An 18,563-nucleotide genomic window follows, 5' to 3' on the forward strand; every position below is an offset into this window, starting at 1 on the left:
TTGCGGCCATGACTCAGGCGCACCCCAGGATCAGCAAGGCTGTCATTCCCGCAGCGGGCCTCGGCACCCGGTTCCTGCCGGCCACCAAGGCCACTCCGAAGGAGATGCTGCCGGTCGTGGACAAGCCGGCGATCCAGTACGTGGTCGAGGAGGCCGTGGCGGCGGGGCTCGACGACGTTCTCATGATCACGGGACGCAACAAGCGTCCCCTCGAGGACCACTTCGACCGCAACTACGAGCTCGAATCGGCGCTCGAGAAGAAGGGCGACGCCGAGCGGCTCGCCAAGGTGCAGGAGTCCAGCGACCTGGCCACGATGCACTACGTGCGCCAGGGCGACCCCAGGGGCCTCGGCCACGCCGTGCTGTGCGCGGCCCCGCACGTCGGCCAGGAGCCCTTCGCCGTGCTCCTCGGCGACGACCTGATCGACCCCCGCGACCCGCTGCTCCAGCGCATGATCGAGGTCCAGGAGCGGCACGGCGGCAGTGTGGTCGCGCTCATGGAGGTCGCGCCCGAGCAGATCCACCTCTACGGCAGCGCGGCCGTGGAGACCACCCCCGACAGCGACGTGGTCAAGGTGACCGGCCTGGTCGAGAAGCCCGACCCGGCCGACGCCCCGTCCAACTACGCGATCATCGGCCGCTACGTCCTCGACCCGCACGTCTTCGACATACTCCGCAAGACCGAGCCCGGCCGCGGCGGCGAGATCCAGCTCACCGACGCCCTCCAGCAGCTCACCGAGGACGAGAAGGTCGGCGGCCCGGTGCACGGCGTCGTCTTCCAGGGCCGCCGCTACGACACCGGCGACCGTGGCGACTATCTGCGTGCCATTGTCAGACTGGCGTGCGAACGTGAGGACCTGGGCCCGGACTTCCGGACCTGGCTCCGCAGTTACGTAGCCGAGGAGATGCAGCAACGTTGAGCAGCGCCGCGACCCGCCCCGCCGGCCCGGACGACCTGTGGTCGGTGGACGACCACCTGCAGGACATCCTCGCCGGCGTCCGCCCCCTCGAACCCATCGAGCTGCAACTGCTCGACGCCCAGGGCTGCGTCCTGGTCGACGACATCACGGTGCCGGTCTCCCTGCCGCCGTTCGACAACAGCTCCATGGACGGGTACGCGGTGCGGGTCGCGGACGTCGAGGGCGCCAGTGAGGAGTTCCCGGCCGTCCTCGAGGTCGTCGGCGACGTCGCGGCGGGCCCGGGCGCGCCGGTGCGGATCGGGCCCGGCCAGGCCGCCCGCATCATGACCGGCGCCCCGCTGCCGCCCGGCGCCGAGGCCGTCGTCCCCGTCGAGTGGACCGACGGCGGGCTCGGCGAGGGACCCGTCACCGGGATGCGGTCGCGCAGCCTGGCGCCCGAGGGCGCCGAGGGGCAGGTGCGCGTGCACCGGCCCGCCGAGGCACGCGCGCACGTGCGGGCCACGGGCAGCGACGTGAAGGCCGGCGCCCTGGCCCTGGAGGCCGGGACGGTCCTCGGCCCGCCCCAGATCGCCCTGCTGGCCGCGATCGGCCGGGGCACGGTGCGGGTCCGCCCGCGGCCGCGCGTGGTCGTGCTGTCCACCGGCAGCGAACTCGTCCAGCCCGGCGAGACACTGGCCCACGGCCAGATCTACGACTCCAACAGCTTCGCCCTCACCGCGGCCGCCCGGGACGCCGGCGCGATCGCCTACCGGGTCGGCGCCGTCGCCGACGACGCCGACGTCCTCCGGTCCACCATCGAGGACCAGCTCATCCGCGCCGACCTGCTGGTCACCACCGGCGGGGTGAGCGTCGGGGCGTACGACGTGGTCAAGGAGGCGCTGTCGTACGCCGGGGACGAGGACGAGCCGGGCAGCGGGGTGGAGTTCCGCAAGCTCGCCATGCAGCCCGGCAAGCCCCAGGGCTTCGGCTCCATCGGCCCCGACCACACCCCGCTACTGGCCCTGCCCGGCAACCCCGTCTCCTCGTACGTCTCCTTCGAGCTGTTCGTCCGTCCGGCCATCCGCACCCTGATGGGCCTGGACGACGTCCACCGGCCGCGGGCCAGGGCCACCCTCACGGCGGACGCGCCGCTGCGCTCGCCCAAGGGGCGGCGGCAGTTCCTGCGCGGCAGCTACGCCGACGGCAAGGTGACCCCCGTGGGCGGCGCCGGTTCCCACCTCGTCGCGGCGCTGGCGCACGCCGACGCGCTGATCGTCGTCCCCGAGGAGGCGGACCGCGTCGAGCCGGGCGCCGAGGTCGAGGTCGTGCTGCTGGGCTGAGCGGCCCCCAGGGGTCCTGGCCCGGTGCCCGGTCCGGCTTGGCGGTACCGTGTCGCGCACAGCAGGCCCGTGCGACCGCACCGTCACGGGCCCGGACCGGGAGCGCCACACAGCATGACTGAGCCTTCCCGGGGGGACACCCCCGGAGCCGCCGCACAGGACCGACTGACGCACATCGACGAGGCGGGCGCGGCCCGCATGGTCGACGTCTCCGGCAAGGACGTGACAGCCCGCACCGCGCGCGCGAGCGGCCGGGTCCTCGTCTCGCCCAGGGTGGTGGAACTGCTGCGCGGCGAGGGCGTCCCCAAGGGCGACGCCCTGGCCACCGCGCGCATCGCGGGCATCATGGGCGCCAAGCGCACCCCCGACCTCATCCCGCTGTGCCACCCGTTGTCGGTGTCCGGTGTGAAACTGGACCTGTCGGTCGCGGACGACGCCGTGCGGATCGAGGCCACCGTGAAGACGACGGACCGCACGGGCGTCGAGATGGAGGCCCTCACCGCGGTGACGGTCGCCGCGCTCACCGTGATCGACATGGTCAAGGCGGTCGACAAGGGAGCGGTCATCACGGACGTACGCGTCGAGGAGAAGACGGGCGGCAAGTCGGGCGACTGGGGCCGGGCATGAGCGGCGGAACGTACCGCGCGCTGGTCGTCACCGCCTCCAACCGGGCTGCCGCCGGGGTCTACGAGGACAAGGGCGGCCCACTGATCGCCGAGGCCCTCAGGGGCCTCGGGTTCGCCGTCGACGGGCCGCGGGTCGTGCCCGACGGGGATCCGGTGGCGGCTGCGCTGCGGGAGGCCGTGGCGGCCGGGTACGACGTGGTCGTGACCACCGGCGGCACCGGCATCTCGCCCACCGACCGCACCCCCGAGGCGACCCGCCTGGTGATCGACCGCGAGGTGCCCGGCATCGCCGAGGCCGTCCGGGCGTTCGGCCGGGAGAAGGTGCCCACCGCCGCGCTCTCCCGCGGGCTGGCCGGGGTGGCGGAGCGGACGCTGATCGTCAATCTGCCGGGTTCCAGCGGGGGGGTCAGGGACGGGCTCGCCGTCCTGGAGCCGCTGCTGGTGCACGCCGTCGACCAGCTCCGCGGCGGTGACCACCCCAGACCCGGGGCCGGCAGCGGGGGTGCGAGCTGAACGGCGCGTCCTGGCCCGTCGTGCTGGCGGACGGCGATGTCGTCCTCCGGCCGATAAAGCTGCGCGACCAGCGGGTCTGGCGCGAGGTCAACCGGCGCAACCGGGACTGGCTGCGCCCCTGGGAGGCCACCATCCCGCCGCCCACACCGAGCGGGCCGATCACCCACCGGCCGACGTACCGGCAGATGGTCAGGCACCTCAGGTCCGAGGCCAACGCGGGCCGGATGCTGCCGTTCGTCATCGAGTACCAGGGGCAGCTCGTCGGGCAGTTGACGGTCGCCGGGATCACCTGGGGGTCGATGTGCTCGGGGCACGTCGGGTACTGGGTGGACGAGGCGGTGGCCGGGCGCGGGGTGATGCCGACGGCCGTCGCGCTCGCGGTCGACCACTGTTTCCGCACCGTCGGCCTGCACCGCCTGGAGGTCTGCATTCGCCCCGAGAACCGGCCCAGCCGCCGGGTCGTGGAGAAACTCGGATTCCGCGAGGAGGGGCTGCGGCCGCGTTATCTGCACATCGACGGGGCCTGGCGCGACCACCTCGTCTACGCGCTCACGGCGGAGGAGGTGCCCGAGGGTCTGCTCGGGCGCTGGCAGCGGGCCCGCTCCGGGCGGGGGCGGCACGAGAACACCCGGCACGAGAACACCCGGCACGAGAACACCCCGCGGAATCCCGCGTGACCCGGAAATTGAATATGTGTTCGAAATTGACCGTCGGGTGCCCCTTCAAGCGTCATTCAATTCGCGACTTGCGTGGTCCACTGATCGCATCGGTCGCAAAAAAAGCTCGAAATATCAGCCAGATCGTGCGACACACCGGCCCAATTGGCGGATGGCCTCACGCAAACCCCTCTACCGTGTGAGACGTGAGCAGCAGCGGCCTCATCTACGCAGTCATCGTCGGGGCCTGGGCCGCCTACTTGGTGCCGATGTGGCTCCGTAGGCAGGACGAGCTGAACGAGGCCCGTCCGACGGAACGCTTCAGCACCGCCATCCGGCTGCTGTCCGGACGGGCGGGCATGGAGCGCCGGTACGCCAAGGACCTGCGGGCGCGCTCCACCCAGGAGGGGGAGCCGGACACCGGTGAACCGGACGCCGCCACCGACTCGGTGGACGTCCGGGCCTTCGCCATGCCTCCCACCCGCCGTCAGGTCCACGCCGGTACCGGCCCCGAGCAGGCGGACCCGGCCGAGCAGGCGGACCCGGCGGAACCGGCGCGCGACCGGCCCGGCGGCCCGGCGGCCCAGTCGTCCGCCTCCCCACCCAGGTCCTCCGCCCCCGCGTCCGGCTCCGCGACGGGCTCCGTGTCCGTGCCCGCGCAGGCGCAAGGGGAGGCGCAGGCCCAGGGGCAGGCGCGGGTGCCCGCCCCCCGGAACACGGCCTCGGCACAGGCGGCCGCAGCGCGTGCCCGGCGCTCGAAGGTGCTCGCGCGCCGTCGGCGCACCACCGTGATGCTCTTCCTCGCCTTCACCGCAGGCGCCATCGTCGCCGCGGTCGGCGGCCTCGCCTTCCTGTGGGCGCCCGGCGTGCCCGCGCTCATGCTCAGCGGGTACATCGCGTACCTGCGCATCCAGGAACGCCGCCGGTTCGCCTACCAGATGGACCGCCGCCGCGCCGAGGACGCCGCCCGCAGCCTGCGCGAGCGCCAGCCGCGCCGGCGCGCGCCCCTGGACGCCGGCCCGGCCGCCGGCGAACCGGACGAGGAGCCGGCCGTCGCGACCGACCCCGGCATGTCCGCGCTCGCCGCCGACCGCCGCGCCCTCGTCGAGCAGACCGACCACGCCGAGTGGGTCGACCAGCAGCGCGAGCGGCAGCGCCGGCCCGGCCAGGGCGACAGCTGGGACCCGGTCCCCGTGCCGCTGCCGACGTACGTGACCGCACCGGTCGCACCCCGGGCCGCCTCCGGGGTCGATCTCGGCGCACCCGACACCTGGAGTTCGGCGCGCTCCGGCCCCCTGGTGCCGGAGCAGGACGGCGCCGTTCCGGACGCCGGGACGGACCGGCCGGCCGCCGCCGGGGGCGGGCCGGAGGACGGCCGCGGCGACTCCGTCCCGCACGCCCGGACCCGCTCGCGCGGGACCGCCTCCGGGCCGGCCGCCGCGCGCCGGACGCGGGACCGCGGACGCACCCCGCTCTTCGACCAGTACGAGGACGGCGACCGGCCGCGCGCGGCCAACGAGTGACAGCCGTCACCCCCGGGAAGCCCGCCCCTGACCAGTCAGGGAACGGATTTCCAAGCACCCCGACGGGGATGCTAGAGTTTCACTCGTTGCAAGGGCCTGTGGCGCAGTCCGGTAGCGCACCTCGTTCGCATCGAGGGGGCCAGGGGTTCAAATCCCCTCAGGTCCACGCATCATGAAGCCCCAGTCGGCGAAAGCCGACTGGGGCTTCATCGTGTTCACAGCCGCTTCGCGTAGCAGAGGCTCTCCTCGTGGTGGCGGTAGTAGCCGAACTTGGCGCAGGGCTCGTAACCGCTCGACGTGTACAGGGCGATGGCCTCGGGCTGCTGGGTGCCGGTCTCCAGGACCATGCGGACGCGGCCGGCTATGCGAGCGTCCTCCTCCAGGGCCGCGAGGATGCGCCGGGCGAGGCCCCGGCCGCGCATCCCGGCCACCACGAACATGCGCTTGAGCTCGGCGTCGCCGTCCTCGTTGCCCTCGCCGTTGCTGTCCTGGCTGCGCCAGCCGCCGGTGGCCACCGGCCGGTCGCGCTCGTCGTACGCGATCAGGTACGCGCCCCGGGGCGAGTCGAAGTCGGTGGCGTCGAGCACCGTGGCGTCGCCGCCGTCGCCGTAGCGCAGGTGGTACTCGGCCTGGACCTCGTCGTTGAGCTTGACGGCGTCGGGGTGGTCGAAACGGACACGGCGAATATTCATACTGGGCATCGTACTTCTATGCATAGGGGAAAACTGACCTCGTCCAGTGTGCCGGTATCGTGCCCTGGTGCTGACTGTGACCTCGGTGAACGTGAACGGACTGCGGGCCGCCGCCAAGAAGGGCTTCGTGGAGTGGCTGGCCCGGACCTCCGCGGACGTGGTCTGCCTGCAGGAGGTGCGCGCCGAGCCGCAGCAGCTGCCGGAGGAGGTGCGGCAGCCCGACGGCTGGCACGTCGTGCACGCCCCGGCCGCCGCCAAGGGGCGCGCGGGCGTCTCCCTGTACACGCGCCGGGAACCCGACCGCGTCCGGACCGGCTTCGGCTCGGCCGAGTTCGACGGCAGCGGCCGCTACGTGGAGGTCGATCTGCCAGGCGTCACCGTCGCCTCCCTCTACCTCCCCTCCGGTGAGGTGGGCACCGAGCGCCAGGACGAGAAGATGCGCTTCATGGGCGAGTTCCTCGCGTACCTCAAGGAGCTGCGCGAACGGGCCGCCGCCGACGGACGCCACGTGCTGGTCTGCGGCGACTGGAACATCGCCCACCAGCAGGCCGACCTCAGGAACTGGCGCGGCAACACCAAGAACTCGGGCTTCCTGCCGGAGGAGCGCCAGTGGCTCACCCGGGTCCTCACCGCCGGGGACGGCGGCTACGTGGACGTCGTGCGCGCCCTGCACCCGGACGTCGAGGGCCCGTACACCTGGTGGTCGTACCGGGGGCGCGCCTTCGACAACGACTCCGGGTGGCGGATCGACCTCCACGCGGCCACCCAGGGGCTCGCGGACCGGGCGGTCAAGGGGTTCGTCGAGCGCGCCGCCACGCACGCCGAGCGGTGGAGCGACCACGCGCCGGTGACCGTGGTGTACGACCTGTAGGCCCCCGCCTGGGGCCCGCTCAGCCCCGCTTGCTGATCCGCCGGTCCAGGGCCAGGGAGAGTTCCGCCTCGACGACGCTGCGGGCCAGGGGGCGCAGGCGGTGGAGGTCCTCCTCGGGGGCGTGGCGGAGGATCATGTCGGTGAAGAGGGCGGCGAGGGCGTCGGCGTGTTCGCGGACGCGCTTGCCGGCCGCCAGGACCTCCGCCAGGGGTATGCCCTCGCGGACCAGGGCGGAGGAGACGTCCAGCAGGCGGCGGCTGATGTGGACGATCTCGTCGCCGTCGGTGCCCAGGTAGCCCAGGTCCATGGCGGCGGCCAGGTTCTCCGGGGTGACCTCGCCCTCGAAGCGGGCGGCGAGCTCCTCGGGGGTGAGGCGGACCGGCTCCTCCTCGGTGGGAGTGCCGACGCCGAGGAGGTCGGCGACGTCGCGGCCCTGGTCGAGGGCCTCGGCGAGCTCCGCGATGCCGGTGAGGGTGTGGCCGCGCTCCAGCAGGGCGGCGATGGTGCGCAGGCGGGCCAGGTGATGGTCGTCGTACCAGGCGATGCGGCCCTCGCGGCGCGGTGGCGGGAGCAGCTTGCGTTCGCGGTAGAAGCGCAGGGTGCGCACGGTGATGCCGGCCAGGCGGGCCAGTTCCTCCATGCGGTACTCGCGCGCCGCGCCGCCCTGCTCGTCCTCGTGTCCGCCGTCGTCCGTCACGGTCGCAGCCTATGTTGTACCGCCGGTAACTTTCCCTTTCCCGCCCCCTACCGCTCGGTACGCCACTGCTCTACAGTCCCATTGCGCCAGTGTTCACTGGCAGAGTCAAGGCGATGCGTGGAGGCTTCGGGATGGCCGAGCACGAGCATGTACGGGTGGCGGTGATCGGGTCCGGTTTCGGCGGACTGGGGGCCGCGGTGCGGCTGCGCCGCGAGGGGATCACCGACTTCGTCGTCTTGGAGCGGGCCGACAGCGTCGGCGGCACCTGGCGGGACAACAGCTACCCCGGGTGCGCCTGCGACGTGCCCTCCCACCTCTACTCCTTCTCCTTCGCGCCCAACCCCGACTGGCCGCGCACCTTCTCCGGGCAGCAGCACATCCGCGCCTACCTGGAGCACGTCACCGACCTCTTCGGGCTGCGCCCGCACATCCGCTTCGGCGCCGAGGTGAAGGTGATGCGGTGGGACGGCGAGCTCCTGCGCTGGGAGATCGAGACCGCGCGGGGCACGCTCACCGCCGACGTCGTGGTCTCCGCCACCGGGCCGCTGTCCGACCCGAAGATCCCCGAGATCCCCGGGCTGGAGTCCTTTCCCGGCAAGGTGTTCCACTCGGCCCGCTGGGACCACGACTACGACCTGCGGGGCAAGCGCGTCGCCATGGTCGGCACCGGGGCCTCCGCCATCCAGATCGTGCCCGCCATCCAGCGCCAGGTCGGCCGGCTCACGCTCTTCCAGCGCACCCCGCCCTGGGTGATGCCGCGCATGGACCGCGCCATCAGCGCGGCCGAACGCCGGCTGCACCAGGCGCTGCCGTTCACCACCCGGCTCAGGCGCGGGGTGCTGTGGGGCATCCGGGAACTGCAGGTGCAGGCGTTCACCAAGCACCCCGACGAACTCGGCCTGGTCGAGCAGCTCGCCAAGCGGAACATGGGCCGCGCCGTGAAGGACCCGGCGCTGCGCGCCAAGCTCACCCCCGACTACCGCATCGGCTGCAAGCGGATCCTGCTCTCCAGCGAGTACTACCCGGCGCTGGCCCGGCCCAACGTGGACGTGGTCGCCAGCGGGCTCAGCGAGGTCCGCGGCTCCACGGTGGTCGCGGCCGACGGCAGCGAGGCGGAGGTCGACGCGATCGTCTTCGGCACGGGCTTCCACGTCACGGACATGCCCATCGCCGAGCGTGTCGTCGGGGCGGAGGGCGCCACGCTCGCCGAGACCTGGAAGGGCGGCATGCGGGCGCTGCGCGGCGCCTCGGCCGCCGGGTTCCCCAACTGGATGACGATCATCGGGCCCAACACCGGCCTCGGCAACTCCTCGATGATCCTCATGATCGAGTCCCAGCTCAACTACATGGCGGACTACCTGCGCCAGCTCGACGTGCTCGGAGGCCGCGCCGCCCTCGACGCGCGGCCCGCCGCCGTCGACGCCTGGAACCACAAGGTCCAGGAGCGCATGAAGCGGACCGTGTGGAACACCGGCGGCTGCACGAGCTGGTACCTCGACCCCAGCGGCCGCAACACCACCATCTGGCCCGGTACGACGGCGGAGTTCCGGCGCGCGACCCGGCGGGTCGACCTGGCGGAGTACGAGGTCGTCCGGCCGGCCGGCGCCCCCGTCGCCGACGCCGGCCCGGTGACCGGGCGGCAGAGCGAGGCCGCCGTATGAGCCGGACCGCCGAGACGGCCGCAGGCCCCTGCGCCCCGCCGGTGCCGGCCCGCACCCTCACCGTCGTCTCCGCCGACGGCGCCCGGCTGCACGCCGAGGTGCACGGCCCCGAGGACGCCCCGCCCGTCGTCCTCGCCCACGGCTGGACCTGCTCGACCGCCTTCTGGGCGGCGCAGATCAGGGACCTGGCGGCCGACCACCGGGTGATCGCATACGACCAGCGTGGGCACGGGCGCAGCCCGGCGAGCCACGCCTGCACCACCGAGGCGCTGGCGGACGACCTGGAGGCGGTGCTCGCCCAGACCCTGGCGCCGGGGGAGAAGGCCCTCGTGGTCGGCCACTCCATGGGCGGGATGACGGTCATGGCCGCCTCCGCGCGCCCCCGTTTCCGCGAGCACGCCGCGGCCGCCCTGCTGTGCAGCACCGGCAGCTCCCGGCTGGTCGCCGAGGCGCGGGTGGTGCCGCTGCGCGCCGGACGGGCCCGCACCTGGCTCACCGGGCGCGTGCTCAGCTCGCGCGCCCCGCTCGGCCCGGTCACACCCCTGGCGATGCGCGTCCTCAAGTACGGGACCATGGGCGCCGGTTCGGCCCCGCACATGGTGGAGGCCTGCGCGCGGATCGTGCACGCCTGCCCGCGCACCGTGCGCCACGCCTGGGCGGGCATGCTCGCCACGCTCGACCTCGACCACGGGGTACGGCAGTTGCGGGTGCCCACCGCGGTCGTGCACGGCGCCGCCGACCGGCTCACACCCGTCGTGCACGCCCACGCGCTGGTCGCGGCCCTGCCGCGGTGCCTCGGGCTCACCGAGCTGCCCGGCGTCGGCCACATGTCTCCCGTCGAGGCCCCGGAGCAGGTGACCGGGCGGATCCGGGAGCTCGTCACCACCTACGTCACGGGGGACACCCCCGACTCCCGTACCGACGTCGTGCAGCAGATCAAGGAGGGCGCATGAGCAGGGTCAGCCTCGAAGGACAGGTCGCCGTGGTCACCGGAGCGGCGCGCGGCGTCGGCGAGTTGCTCGCCCGCAAACTCTCCGCGCGCGGCGCCAGGGTCGCGCTGGTCGGCCTGGAGGAGGACGCCCTCAAGGAGGTCTCCGGGCGGCTGCACAGCGAGAGCGCCCACTGGTACGCCGACGTCACCGACCACGAGGCGATGAGCCGGGTGGCGCGGGAGGTGAAGGAGCGCTTCGGCAAGGTCGACATCGTCGTCGCCAACGCCGGCGTGGCGACCGGGGGGCCCTTCATCGACTCCGACCCGGAGGCGTGGCGGCGGGTGATCGAGGTGAATCTGATCGGTTCGGCGGTCACGGCCCGCGCGTTCCTGCCGGTGCTGGTCGAGAGCCGGGGCTACCTGCTGCAGATCGCCTCGCTCGCCGCCATCACCCCGGCGCCGATGATGTCGGCGTACTGCGCCTCCAAGTCGGGCGTGGAGGCCTACGCGCACAGCCTGCGGGCCGAGGTCGGCTACCAGGGCGTCCGGGTCGGCGTCGGGTACCTGTCCTGGACCGACACCGACATGGTGCGCGGCGCCGACCAGGACGACGTCATGCGGGAGCTCAGGCAGCGGCTGCCGTGGCCGTCGAACAAGACGTACCCGCTGGGCCCGGCGGTGGACCGGCTCGTCGAGGGCATCGAGCGGCGCTCGGCGCACGTGTACGGGCAGTGGTGGCTGCGGGGCATGCAGGGGGTGCGCGGGTACCTGCCGGCGCTCATCGGAACCGTCGGCCAGCGGGAGATGCGGCGGTTCGCGCCGCGGCTCCAGGGGATGCGTTCCGGGCTCGTCGGCGCAGGTGGGGAGGCGGACGAGGCGGCCCGGGCTACGCTGCGTAACTGATCGACATGCGGAGCGTGTTGGGCCGTGTGAATCTGGTCGAGGCCCCACCGGGGGCCAACCCCCCACCCACTTCGGGAGTGAACCCACATGGGTATGAAGGACCAGTTCACCGAGAAGACCAGCGACTTCCAGGACCAGGCCCGCGAGAAGGTCGGCCAGGCCCGGGAGAAGGCCGGCCAGGCCGGCCAGGCCACCCGGGAGAAGGCCGGCCAGCGCGGCCAGCAGCAGGGCCAGCGTGGTCAGCAGCAGGGTCAGCACGGGCCGCAGCAGGGTCAGCGAGGCCACCAGCAGCCTGAGCGGGGTCGCAACATGCGCGAGGACGACTCGCAGCGGGAGATGGACGACCGCTTCGACGCCGACTACGACGCGTAGCGCTGCGCTCGGCTTCGGCCGGGTTGGCGGCTTGGGGTGCCCTCCGAGGTTTTTGGGGGGCGCCCCTCCCTTTGTTGGTCTGGGGGGCGTTCGGGTGTTGGAGCGGGGCGTTGGTGCGCTCGGGTTTTTCAGCGGTGGCGTGTTGGGGGCGGGGGTGTCGGGGGTGGGTTGTCGGGTGCGGGTGGGTGGGGGCTGGTCGCGCAGTTCCCCGCGCCCCTTAAAAGATCGCGCAGTTCCCCAGCCCCTAAGGATTGCGCAGTTCCCCAGCCCCTAAGGATTGCGCAGTTCCCCGCGCCCCTAAGGATTGCGCCGTTCCCCGCGCCCCTGGAGATCGCGCAGTTGCCCGCGCCCCTTGGAAGATCAGGGTCTCGGTGGGAGGGGTGGGCGGGGGGTGTGGGGGACGTCGGTGTAGTCCGGGGGGCTGGCGGCGGGGTTGGTCTGCAGGAGTTCCAGGGCCAGTTGGACCGCGTCGTCGAGTTGGGCGTGGCGGCCTTCGGCCCAGTCCAGGGGGGTGCGCAGGACCTCCAGGTCCGGGGTGACGCCGTGGTTCTCCACGGACCAGCCGTAGGCGTCGAACCAGGCCGCGTTCATCGGCACCGTGATGACCGTGCCGTCGCCGAGCCGGTGCCGGCCCGTCATGCCGACCACGCCGCCCCAGGTGCGCTGCCCGACCACCGGCCCCAGCTTCAGCAGTTTGAAGGCGGCGGTGATCATGTCGCCGTCGGAGGAGGTCGCCTCGTCGGCCAGGGCCACGATCGGGCCCCGGGGCGCGTTCGAGGTGTACGACACCGGCTGGGCGTTGCGGGTCAGGTCCCAGCCGAGGATCGTCCGGCTGAGGGTCTCGATGACGAGTTCGCTGATGTGCCCCCCCGCGTTGCCGCGCACGTCCACGATGAGCGCCGGTCGGGAGACCTCCATGCGCAGGTCCCGGTTGAACTGGGCCCAGCCGGAGCCGCCCATGTCGGGGATGTGCAGGTACCCGCACCGGCCGCCGCTCAACTCCCGCACGACCTCGCGGCGTTTGGCCACCCAGTCCTGGTAGCGCAGCGGACGCTCGTCGACGAGCGGCACAATGGCGACCCGCCGGGGCCGCCCCGGCTCGCCCGGCGGCGGGGCGAAGGTCAGTTCCGTCGTCGTGCCGCCCGACCCGGCGAGCAGCGGGTAGGGCCCGGTGAGCGGGTCGACGGGACGGCCGTCGACGTGGGTCAGCAGGGCGCCCTCGCGGATGCCCGTGCCGGCCAGCGGCGAGCGTGCCTTGGAGTCGGAGGAGTCGCCGGGCAGGATGCGCTTGACCGCCCACCCGCCGTGCCGTTCGACCAGGTTGGCGCCGAGCAGGCCCTGCCAGCGCTGGTACTGGGCCGGGCCCTCGTTGCGGCGGGCGGCGGTGACGTAGGCGTGCGAGGTGCCCAGCTCGCCGAGGACCTCGCGCAGCAGGTCGGCGAAGTCGTCGGGGGAGGCGACCTGTTCGACCAGCGGGCGGTACTGGTCGAGCACCGCGTCCCAGTCGATGCCGCACATCCCGGGGTCCCAGAAGTAGGCGCGGATGAGCCGGCCGGCCTCGTCGTAGGCCTGGCGCCACTCGGCGGGCGGGTCGGCGTGGTGCACGATGCGGCGCAGGTCGATCCAGACGGTCGTGTCGCCGTCGCCGGTCTCGGTCGACGGCACCGCCCGCAGGTCGCCCTCGTCGACCACCACCAGCCGGGTCCCGTCCCCGCTCACCGCGAACCAGTCCATGTGGTCGACGAGTTCGGCCTTCTTGGCCTTGGCGATGTTGAAGTACTCGAGCGTCGGGCGGCCGCTGATGTCGGCCGGGTTGGCGAAGGTCTCGCCGAGCGCGCCGGAGATCGGCCAGCGCAGCCAGACCAGGCCCCCGCCGGCCACCGGGTACAGCGCGGAGTACTTGGAGGCGACCACCGGGAACGGCGTCACCCGGTTCTCCAGGCCCTCCACCTCCACCGTGACCGCGCCGCCCTCCCCGCCGCCCTCGTCCTCGAGCGGGTCCAGTCCCCCGGCGGCCGGGCGGCCCTCGGGGTTCAGGGCGAACGGCGAGGGGGTCGCCGAGGAGAGCGGGACCAGATAGGGGCGGCAGCCCAGCGGGAAGGACAGGTCGCCGGTGTGGACGTCGTACACCGGGTCGAAGCCGCGCCAGGACAGGAAGGCGAGGTAGCGGCCGTCGCGGGTGAAGACGGGGTTCTCGTCCTCGAAGCGGCCGTTGGTGACGTCCACGATGTGCCGGTCCTTGATGCGGGCCAGCTTGATCTGCCGCAGGGAGCGGCCGATCCCCGGGTGGGACCAGGTGATCCAGGAGCCGTCCGGGGAGAAGGCGAGGTCGCGGACGGGCCCGTTGCCGGACCGGACCAGCTCGGTGACCAGGCCGTCCGGAACGGCGGCGGCCGTCCCGCCGCCGGGGTCCCCGGAGTCCGCCGGGCCCTCGGCGGCGGCCTCGCCGGCCGCCTCCTCCTGTGCGTCCCCGACGTCGATCAGCAGCAGCCGTCCGTCGTGGGAGGCGACGGCGAGCCGTTCGCCCAGCGGGTCGGAGACCATCTCCAGGACCCGGCCCAGCTCGCCCTGGGCGAGCCGGCGCGCGGCGCGGTCGCCGGAGGCGCGGGGCAGCCGGGCGATCTCGACGGCGTCCTCGCCCTCGGCGTCCGTCACGTACGCCACCTGCCCGGTCGTGCCGAGCATCTCCGGCAGCCGGACCCGGACCCCGGGAGTGTCGGTGATGGTGCGGGACGGGCCGTCCCGGTGCGTGAGCCAGTACAGACTGCCCCTCACCACGACGGCGCTGGCCCGTCCGGTCTCGTCCACGGAGATGCCGTCGACGTTCAGGGCGGCCGGCACCTGGTGCCGGCGGCGCCCGGCGCGCGGCCCGTCCAGCCGGATGTCGAGCCTGCGCGGCACGGCGTCCGGGGCGAAGTCGTCCACGAGCCACAGGCCGCCCGCGCACTGGTAGACCACCCGTGCGCCGTCGCTGGAGGCGTGCCGGGCGTAGAAGGCGTCGTGGTCGGAGTGGCGGCGCAGGTCGGAGCCGTCGTAGGCGCAGGAGTAGAGGTTGCCGACGCCCTCGTGGTCGGAGAGGAAGGCGATCCGGCCGCCGACGAACATGGGTGAGTGCAGGTGCCCGCCGATGTCCGGCAGCAGCCGCCGGCCGTGCAGCCAGAGCCGGCCCATGGCGCCGCCCCGGTAGCGCTTCCAGGAGGCCGGCTCGTGCGGCGGGGTGCCGGTGAGTAGCAGGCTCCGGCGCTCGCCGTCGATGTCGGCGGCCTGGATGTCGGAGACCGGGCCCCAGGGCAGCACGCGGCCGGGTGCGCCGTCCGTGGTCAGCTTGTAGGCCCAGGTGAAGTAGGAGAAGGGCTCGCCGTGGGAGGTGACGGCGAGGATGTCGCCGTCCGGGGTCCAGCCACGCACCTGGGTGTCGGCGCTGCCCCAGTACGTGAGCTGCCGCGACGGTCCGCCGTCGACGCCGACGAGGTGGATCTCGGGCACGAGGCCGCGCCAGGAGGCGTAGGCGATGCGGCCGCCGTCGGGCGAGAAGCGGGGGTGGCCGCACTTGGCGCGGTCCACGGTGAGCCGCCAGGCCCGGCCGGGGGAGTCGAGGGGGGCCAGCCAGAGGTCGTCCTCGGCCACGAAGCACAGCAGTTCGCCGTTGAGGTGGGGCAGGCGCAGATAGCTCACCCTCCCCATGCTTTTCCGGGTGCGGGGGCCCAGCAACCGGAGCGGACTGCGAGAGCCCCGGATCCTTATGGGAATCCGACAGGCGTGACCCAGCACACGAACGAAACCGTTTCGTTTCGCTTAGGGCTGGGGTACATTCGTCGTGTACGAAACCGTGTCGTTCCAAGCGGGCAGCCGCACCGGGAAGGTGAGAGACATGACTGAGGCCGCAGCCGCGCGTCGCAGTCGGATCACGCCCGAACGCGAGGCCGAGTTGTACGCGGCCGTGCTCGACCTGCTGCGCGAGGTCGGCTACGACGCCCTCACCATGGACGCCGTCGCCGCCCGCACCCGGTCCAGCAAGGCCACCCTCTACCGCCAGTGGGGCGGCAAGGCCGAGCTGGTGGTGAAGGCCATCCGGCACGGCAAACCCGACCGGATCGGTGAGATCGACACGGGCACGCTCCGCGGCGACCTGCACGCACTGGTCCGGCTCGAGGACGACTGCACCATCGAGCAGAACTCGGCGCTCATGCGGGGCGTCGCCATGGCGATGCACAACAACCCCGACCTGCGCGAGGCCTTCCGGGCCCAGCTCGTGGAACCGGAGATCTCCGGCTTCCACCAGGTGATCCGGCGCGCGATCGACCGGGGCGAGGTCCGCCCCGACTGTCCCGCGCTCGACTTCCTGCTGCACATGATGGTCGGCGGCTTCGCCACCCGCGCGCTGCTCGACGACCAGCCGCCCACCCGGGCCTTCCTCACCTCGTACATCGACGCCGTGGTCCTCCCCGCCCTCGGCGTCACCCCAGCCCGATCAGCTTGATCATCCCCTGATCGCTCTCCCCGCAAGCCCACCATCTGACGTCACCGCTCACGTCGTCGGGCTGATCGCCCCTGCCCTGATGAACCCCACGACCTGACCGGGAGTACGCCCTCGTGGCCACGTTCCTCTACAAACTCGGCCGGCTCGCCTTCCGGCGACGGCACTTCGTTGCCCTCGTATGGGTCGCGCTGCTCACCCTCGCCGGGGTGGGCGCGGCCTCCGCGCCGCCCGCCGGCAGCACCTCGTTCTCCATCCCCGGCACGGAGGCCCAGAAGGCCTTCGACCTGCTGGAACAGCGCTACCCCGGGATGAGCGCCGACGGCGCCACCGCCCGGGTCGTCTTCAAGGCGCCGGACGGCGAGAAGATGACGGACAAGGCGAACAAGGCGGCCGTGAACCAGGCGGTGAAGGAGCTGAACAGCGGCTCCGAGGTCGCCTCCGTCGCCGACCCCTACGCCGGGCACGCCGTCAGCAAGGACGGCACCATCGCCTACGCCTCGGTGAAGTACAAGGTCTCCGGCATGGAGCTGGAGGACTCCGCCAAGGACGCCCTGAAGGCCGCCGCGCAGAACGCGCGGGAGACCGGTCTGACCGTCGAGATCGGCGGTGACGCGCTGACCGCGACCCCCGAGACCGGCTCCAGCGAGGTCATCGGCATCGCGATCGCCGCGGTCGTCCTCGTCATCACCTTCGGCTCGCTGCTCGCGGCCGGGTTCCCGCTGCTGACCGCGATCATCGGCGTCGGCATCGGCGTGTCCACCATCAGCGCGCTGGCCGGCGCGCTCGACCTGGGCTCGACCACCTCCATCCTGGCCTCGATGATCGGCCTCGCCGTCGGCATCGACTACGCCCTGTTCATCGTCTCCCGCTACCGCGCCGAACTCACCGAGGGCCGCGAGCGCGAGGACGCGGCCGGCCGGGCCGTCGGCACGGCGGGCTCGGCGGTGGTCTTCGCCGGCCTGACCGTCGTCATCGCGCTCGTCGGCCTCTCCGTGGTCAACATCCCGATGCTGACCAAGATGGGCGTCGCCGCCGCAGGCACGGTCGCCATCGCGGTGCTGATCGCGCTCACCCTGATCCCGGCGCTGCTCGGCTACGCGGGCCGCAGGATCAAGCCGGCCGGCGAGAAGAGCAGGCTGCTCGGCGGAGGCCGGACGCCGAAGAAGCCGGGCCGCCCGAACATGGGCACGCGCTGGGCGAGCTTCGTCGTGCGCCGCCCGGTCGCCGTGCTGCTGCTCGGCGTGATCGGCCTCGGCGCGGCGGCCATTCCGGCCGCCTCCCTGGAGCTGGGCCTGCCCGACGACGGCTCCCAGCCGGTCTCCACCACCCAGCGCCGCGCCTACGACCTCCTCTCCGAGGGCTTCGGCCCCGGCTTCAACGGCCCACTGATGGTCGTGGTCGACGCCAAGGGCAGCGACCACCCCAAGGCGGCCTTCACCGAGGTCGGCGACGAGATCAAGGGTCTGAAGGACGTCGTCACGGTCACCCCGGCCACGCCCAACAAGGCGGGAGACACCGCGACGATCACCGTCGTCCCCGACTCCAAGCCGTCGTCGGTCACCACCGAGGACCTGGTGCACGCCATCCGCGGCAAGGGCGCGGACATCACCTCCGCCACCGACGCCAAGGTGCTGGTCACCGGCTCCACGGCGATGAACATCGACGTCTCGCAGAAGCTGAACGACGCCCTGCTGCCGTACCTCGCCCTCGTGGTCGGCCTCGCGTTCCTGTTGCTGATCGTGGTGTTCCGCTCGATCCTGGTCCCGCTGAAGGCGGCCCTCGGCTTCCTGCTCAGCGTGACGGCAGCCCTCGGCTCCGTGGTCGCGGTCTTCCAGTGGGGCTGGCTGTCGGGCCTGATGAACGTGGAGGAGACCGGCCCGGTCATGTCGATGATGCCGATCTTCATGGTCGGCGTGGTCTTCGGACTCGCGATGGACTACGAGGTGTTCCTCGTCACCCGGATGCGCGAGGCGTACGTCCACGGGGAGAAGCCTCAGCAGGCCGTCGTCACCGGCTTCAAGCACGGGGCGCGCGTGGTCACGGCCGCCGCCGTCATCATGATCGCCGTCTTCTCCGGCTTCATCGGCTCCAGCGAGTCGATGGTGAAGATGATCGGCTTCGGCCTCGCCGTCGCCGTCCTCTTCGACGCGTTCGTCGTCCGCATGGCCATCGTCCCGGCGGTGCTCGCGCTGCTCGGCAAGCGGGCCTGGTGGCTGCCGAAGTGGCTGGACCGGGCGCTGCCCAACGTGGACGTCGAGGGCGACGGACTGCGCACCGACGCGGACCGCGACGCGGGCAGGGAACTGGTACGCGCCTGACGTACCGCTTCCCGTGAAGACCGGCCGGTGAGGGTTCCGTGGGGACGGGGCTGCCCTCACCGGCCTCCTCCGTTCAGCGCG

General features: G+C 72.8%; 16 protein-coding genes and 1 tRNA gene. 14 read left to right on the forward strand and 3 right to left on the reverse strand.

The window, feature by feature from the left end; all coding sequences use genetic code 11:
• The first annotated feature begins 8 nt into the window (after positions 1-8).
• The 7 genes from galU (at position 9) to TNCT1_RS13390 (ending at position 5,723) form a co-directional block, all read left to right on the forward strand.
• Positions 9-920, forward strand: coding sequence for a UTP--glucose-1-phosphate uridylyltransferase GalU (gene galU / locus TNCT1_RS13360; RefSeq protein WP_143631118.1), 912 nt, complete (start codon positions 9-11; stop codon positions 918-920).
• Entirely contained in the window at positions 917-2,239 is a 1,323-nt protein-coding gene (gene glp, locus TNCT1_RS13365; protein WP_143631127.1) for a gephyrin-like molybdotransferase Glp, read from the forward strand. Before galU ends, glp begins: the two co-directional genes overlap by 4 nt.
• 114 nt (positions 2,240-2,353) lie before the next feature.
• Entirely contained in the window at positions 2,354-2,866 is a 513-nt protein-coding gene (gene moaC / locus TNCT1_RS13370; protein ID WP_143631129.1) for a cyclic pyranopterin monophosphate synthase MoaC, read from the forward strand.
• Complete coding sequence (locus TNCT1_RS13375; RefSeq protein WP_143631131.1) at positions 2,863-3,378, forward strand: molybdenum cofactor biosynthesis protein B; 516 nt, start codon at positions 2,863-2,865, stop codon at positions 3,376-3,378. Before moaC ends, TNCT1_RS13375 begins: the two co-directional genes overlap by 4 nt.
• Positions 3,379-3,398: 20 nt before the next feature.
• Entirely contained in the window at positions 3,399-4,055 is a 657-nt protein-coding gene (locus TNCT1_RS13380) for a GNAT family N-acetyltransferase (RefSeq protein ID WP_143631133.1), read from the forward strand.
• Positions 4,056-4,240: 185 nt separating this feature from the next.
• Entirely contained in the window at positions 4,241-5,557 is a 1,317-nt protein-coding gene (gene glpR / locus TNCT1_RS13385) for a gephyrin-like molybdotransferase receptor GlpR (RefSeq protein ID WP_174266274.1), read from the forward strand.
• A 92-nt stretch (positions 5,558-5,649) separates the two neighbouring features.
• Positions 5,650-5,723: transfer RNA gene (locus TNCT1_RS13390), tRNA-Ala, on the forward strand.
• A 49-nt stretch (positions 5,724-5,772) separates the two neighbouring features.
• Here the strand turns inward: TNCT1_RS13390 and TNCT1_RS13395 are convergent.
• On the reverse strand, positions 5,773-6,249 hold the full coding sequence (locus tag TNCT1_RS13395) for a GNAT family N-acetyltransferase (protein ID WP_143631135.1): 477 nt from the start codon (positions 6,247-6,249) through the stop codon (positions 5,773-5,775).
• Between the two features lie 67 nt (positions 6,250-6,316).
• Between TNCT1_RS13395 and TNCT1_RS13400 the strand changes: the two genes are divergently transcribed.
• Positions 6,317-7,120, forward strand: a complete 804-nt coding sequence (locus TNCT1_RS13400; protein ID WP_143631137.1) for an exodeoxyribonuclease III — start codon at positions 6,317-6,319, stop codon at positions 7,118-7,120.
• 19 nt (positions 7,121-7,139) lie between these two features.
• Here TNCT1_RS13400 and TNCT1_RS13405 read toward each other — a convergent pair whose 3' ends face one another.
• Positions 7,140-7,760, reverse strand: coding sequence for a MerR family transcriptional regulator (locus TNCT1_RS13405; protein ID WP_143631556.1), 621 nt, complete (start codon positions 7,758-7,760; stop codon positions 7,140-7,142).
• 188 nt (positions 7,761-7,948) lie between these two features.
• Here TNCT1_RS13405 and TNCT1_RS13410 point away from each other — a divergent pair, with 188 nt between their 5' ends.
• The 4 genes from TNCT1_RS13410 (at position 7,949) to TNCT1_RS13425 (ending at position 11,684) form a co-directional block, all read left to right on the forward strand.
• Positions 7,949-9,478: an NAD(P)/FAD-dependent oxidoreductase gene (locus TNCT1_RS13410; protein WP_143631139.1), complete on the forward strand. Its 1,530-nt coding sequence runs from the start codon at positions 7,949-7,951 to the stop codon at positions 9,476-9,478.
• Entirely contained in the window at positions 9,475-10,431 is a 957-nt protein-coding gene (locus TNCT1_RS13415; protein WP_143631141.1) for an alpha/beta fold hydrolase, read from the forward strand. The genes TNCT1_RS13410 and TNCT1_RS13415 overlap by 4 nt, the downstream gene beginning before the upstream one ends.
• Positions 10,428-11,312, forward strand: coding sequence for an SDR family oxidoreductase (locus TNCT1_RS13420; RefSeq protein WP_143631143.1), 885 nt, complete (start codon positions 10,428-10,430; stop codon positions 11,310-11,312). Before TNCT1_RS13415 ends, TNCT1_RS13420 begins: the two co-directional genes overlap by 4 nt.
• An 87-nt stretch (positions 11,313-11,399) precedes the next feature.
• Complete coding sequence (locus TNCT1_RS13425; protein WP_143631145.1) at positions 11,400-11,684, forward strand: hypothetical protein; 285 nt, start codon at positions 11,400-11,402, stop codon at positions 11,682-11,684.
• A 360-nt stretch (positions 11,685-12,044) separates the two neighbouring features.
• On the opposite strand, the gene TNCT1_RS13430 is transcribed toward TNCT1_RS13425, so the two are convergent.
• A complete protein-coding gene (locus TNCT1_RS13430) occupies positions 12,045-15,359 on the reverse strand; it encodes a S41 family peptidase (RefSeq protein ID WP_143631147.1) in 3,315 nt (1,104 codons plus the stop codon).
• A 196-nt stretch (positions 15,360-15,555) separates the two neighbouring features.
• Here TNCT1_RS13430 and TNCT1_RS13435 point away from each other — a divergent pair, with 196 nt between their 5' ends.
• A complete protein-coding gene (locus TNCT1_RS13435) occupies positions 15,556-16,164 on the forward strand; it encodes a TetR/AcrR family transcriptional regulator (protein ID WP_143631149.1) in 609 nt (202 codons plus the stop codon).
• 113 nt (positions 16,165-16,277) lie between these two features.
• On the forward strand, positions 16,278-18,482 hold the full coding sequence (locus TNCT1_RS13440; RefSeq protein WP_143631151.1) for an MMPL family transporter: 2,205 nt from the start codon (positions 16,278-16,280) through the stop codon (positions 18,480-18,482).
• Positions 18,483-18,563 lie beyond the last annotated feature (81 nt).

The sequence above is a fragment of the Streptomyces sp. 1-11 genome, assembly GCF_007176755.1.
Classification (GTDB): Bacteria; Actinomycetota; Actinomycetes; order Streptomycetales; family Streptomycetaceae; genus Streptomyces.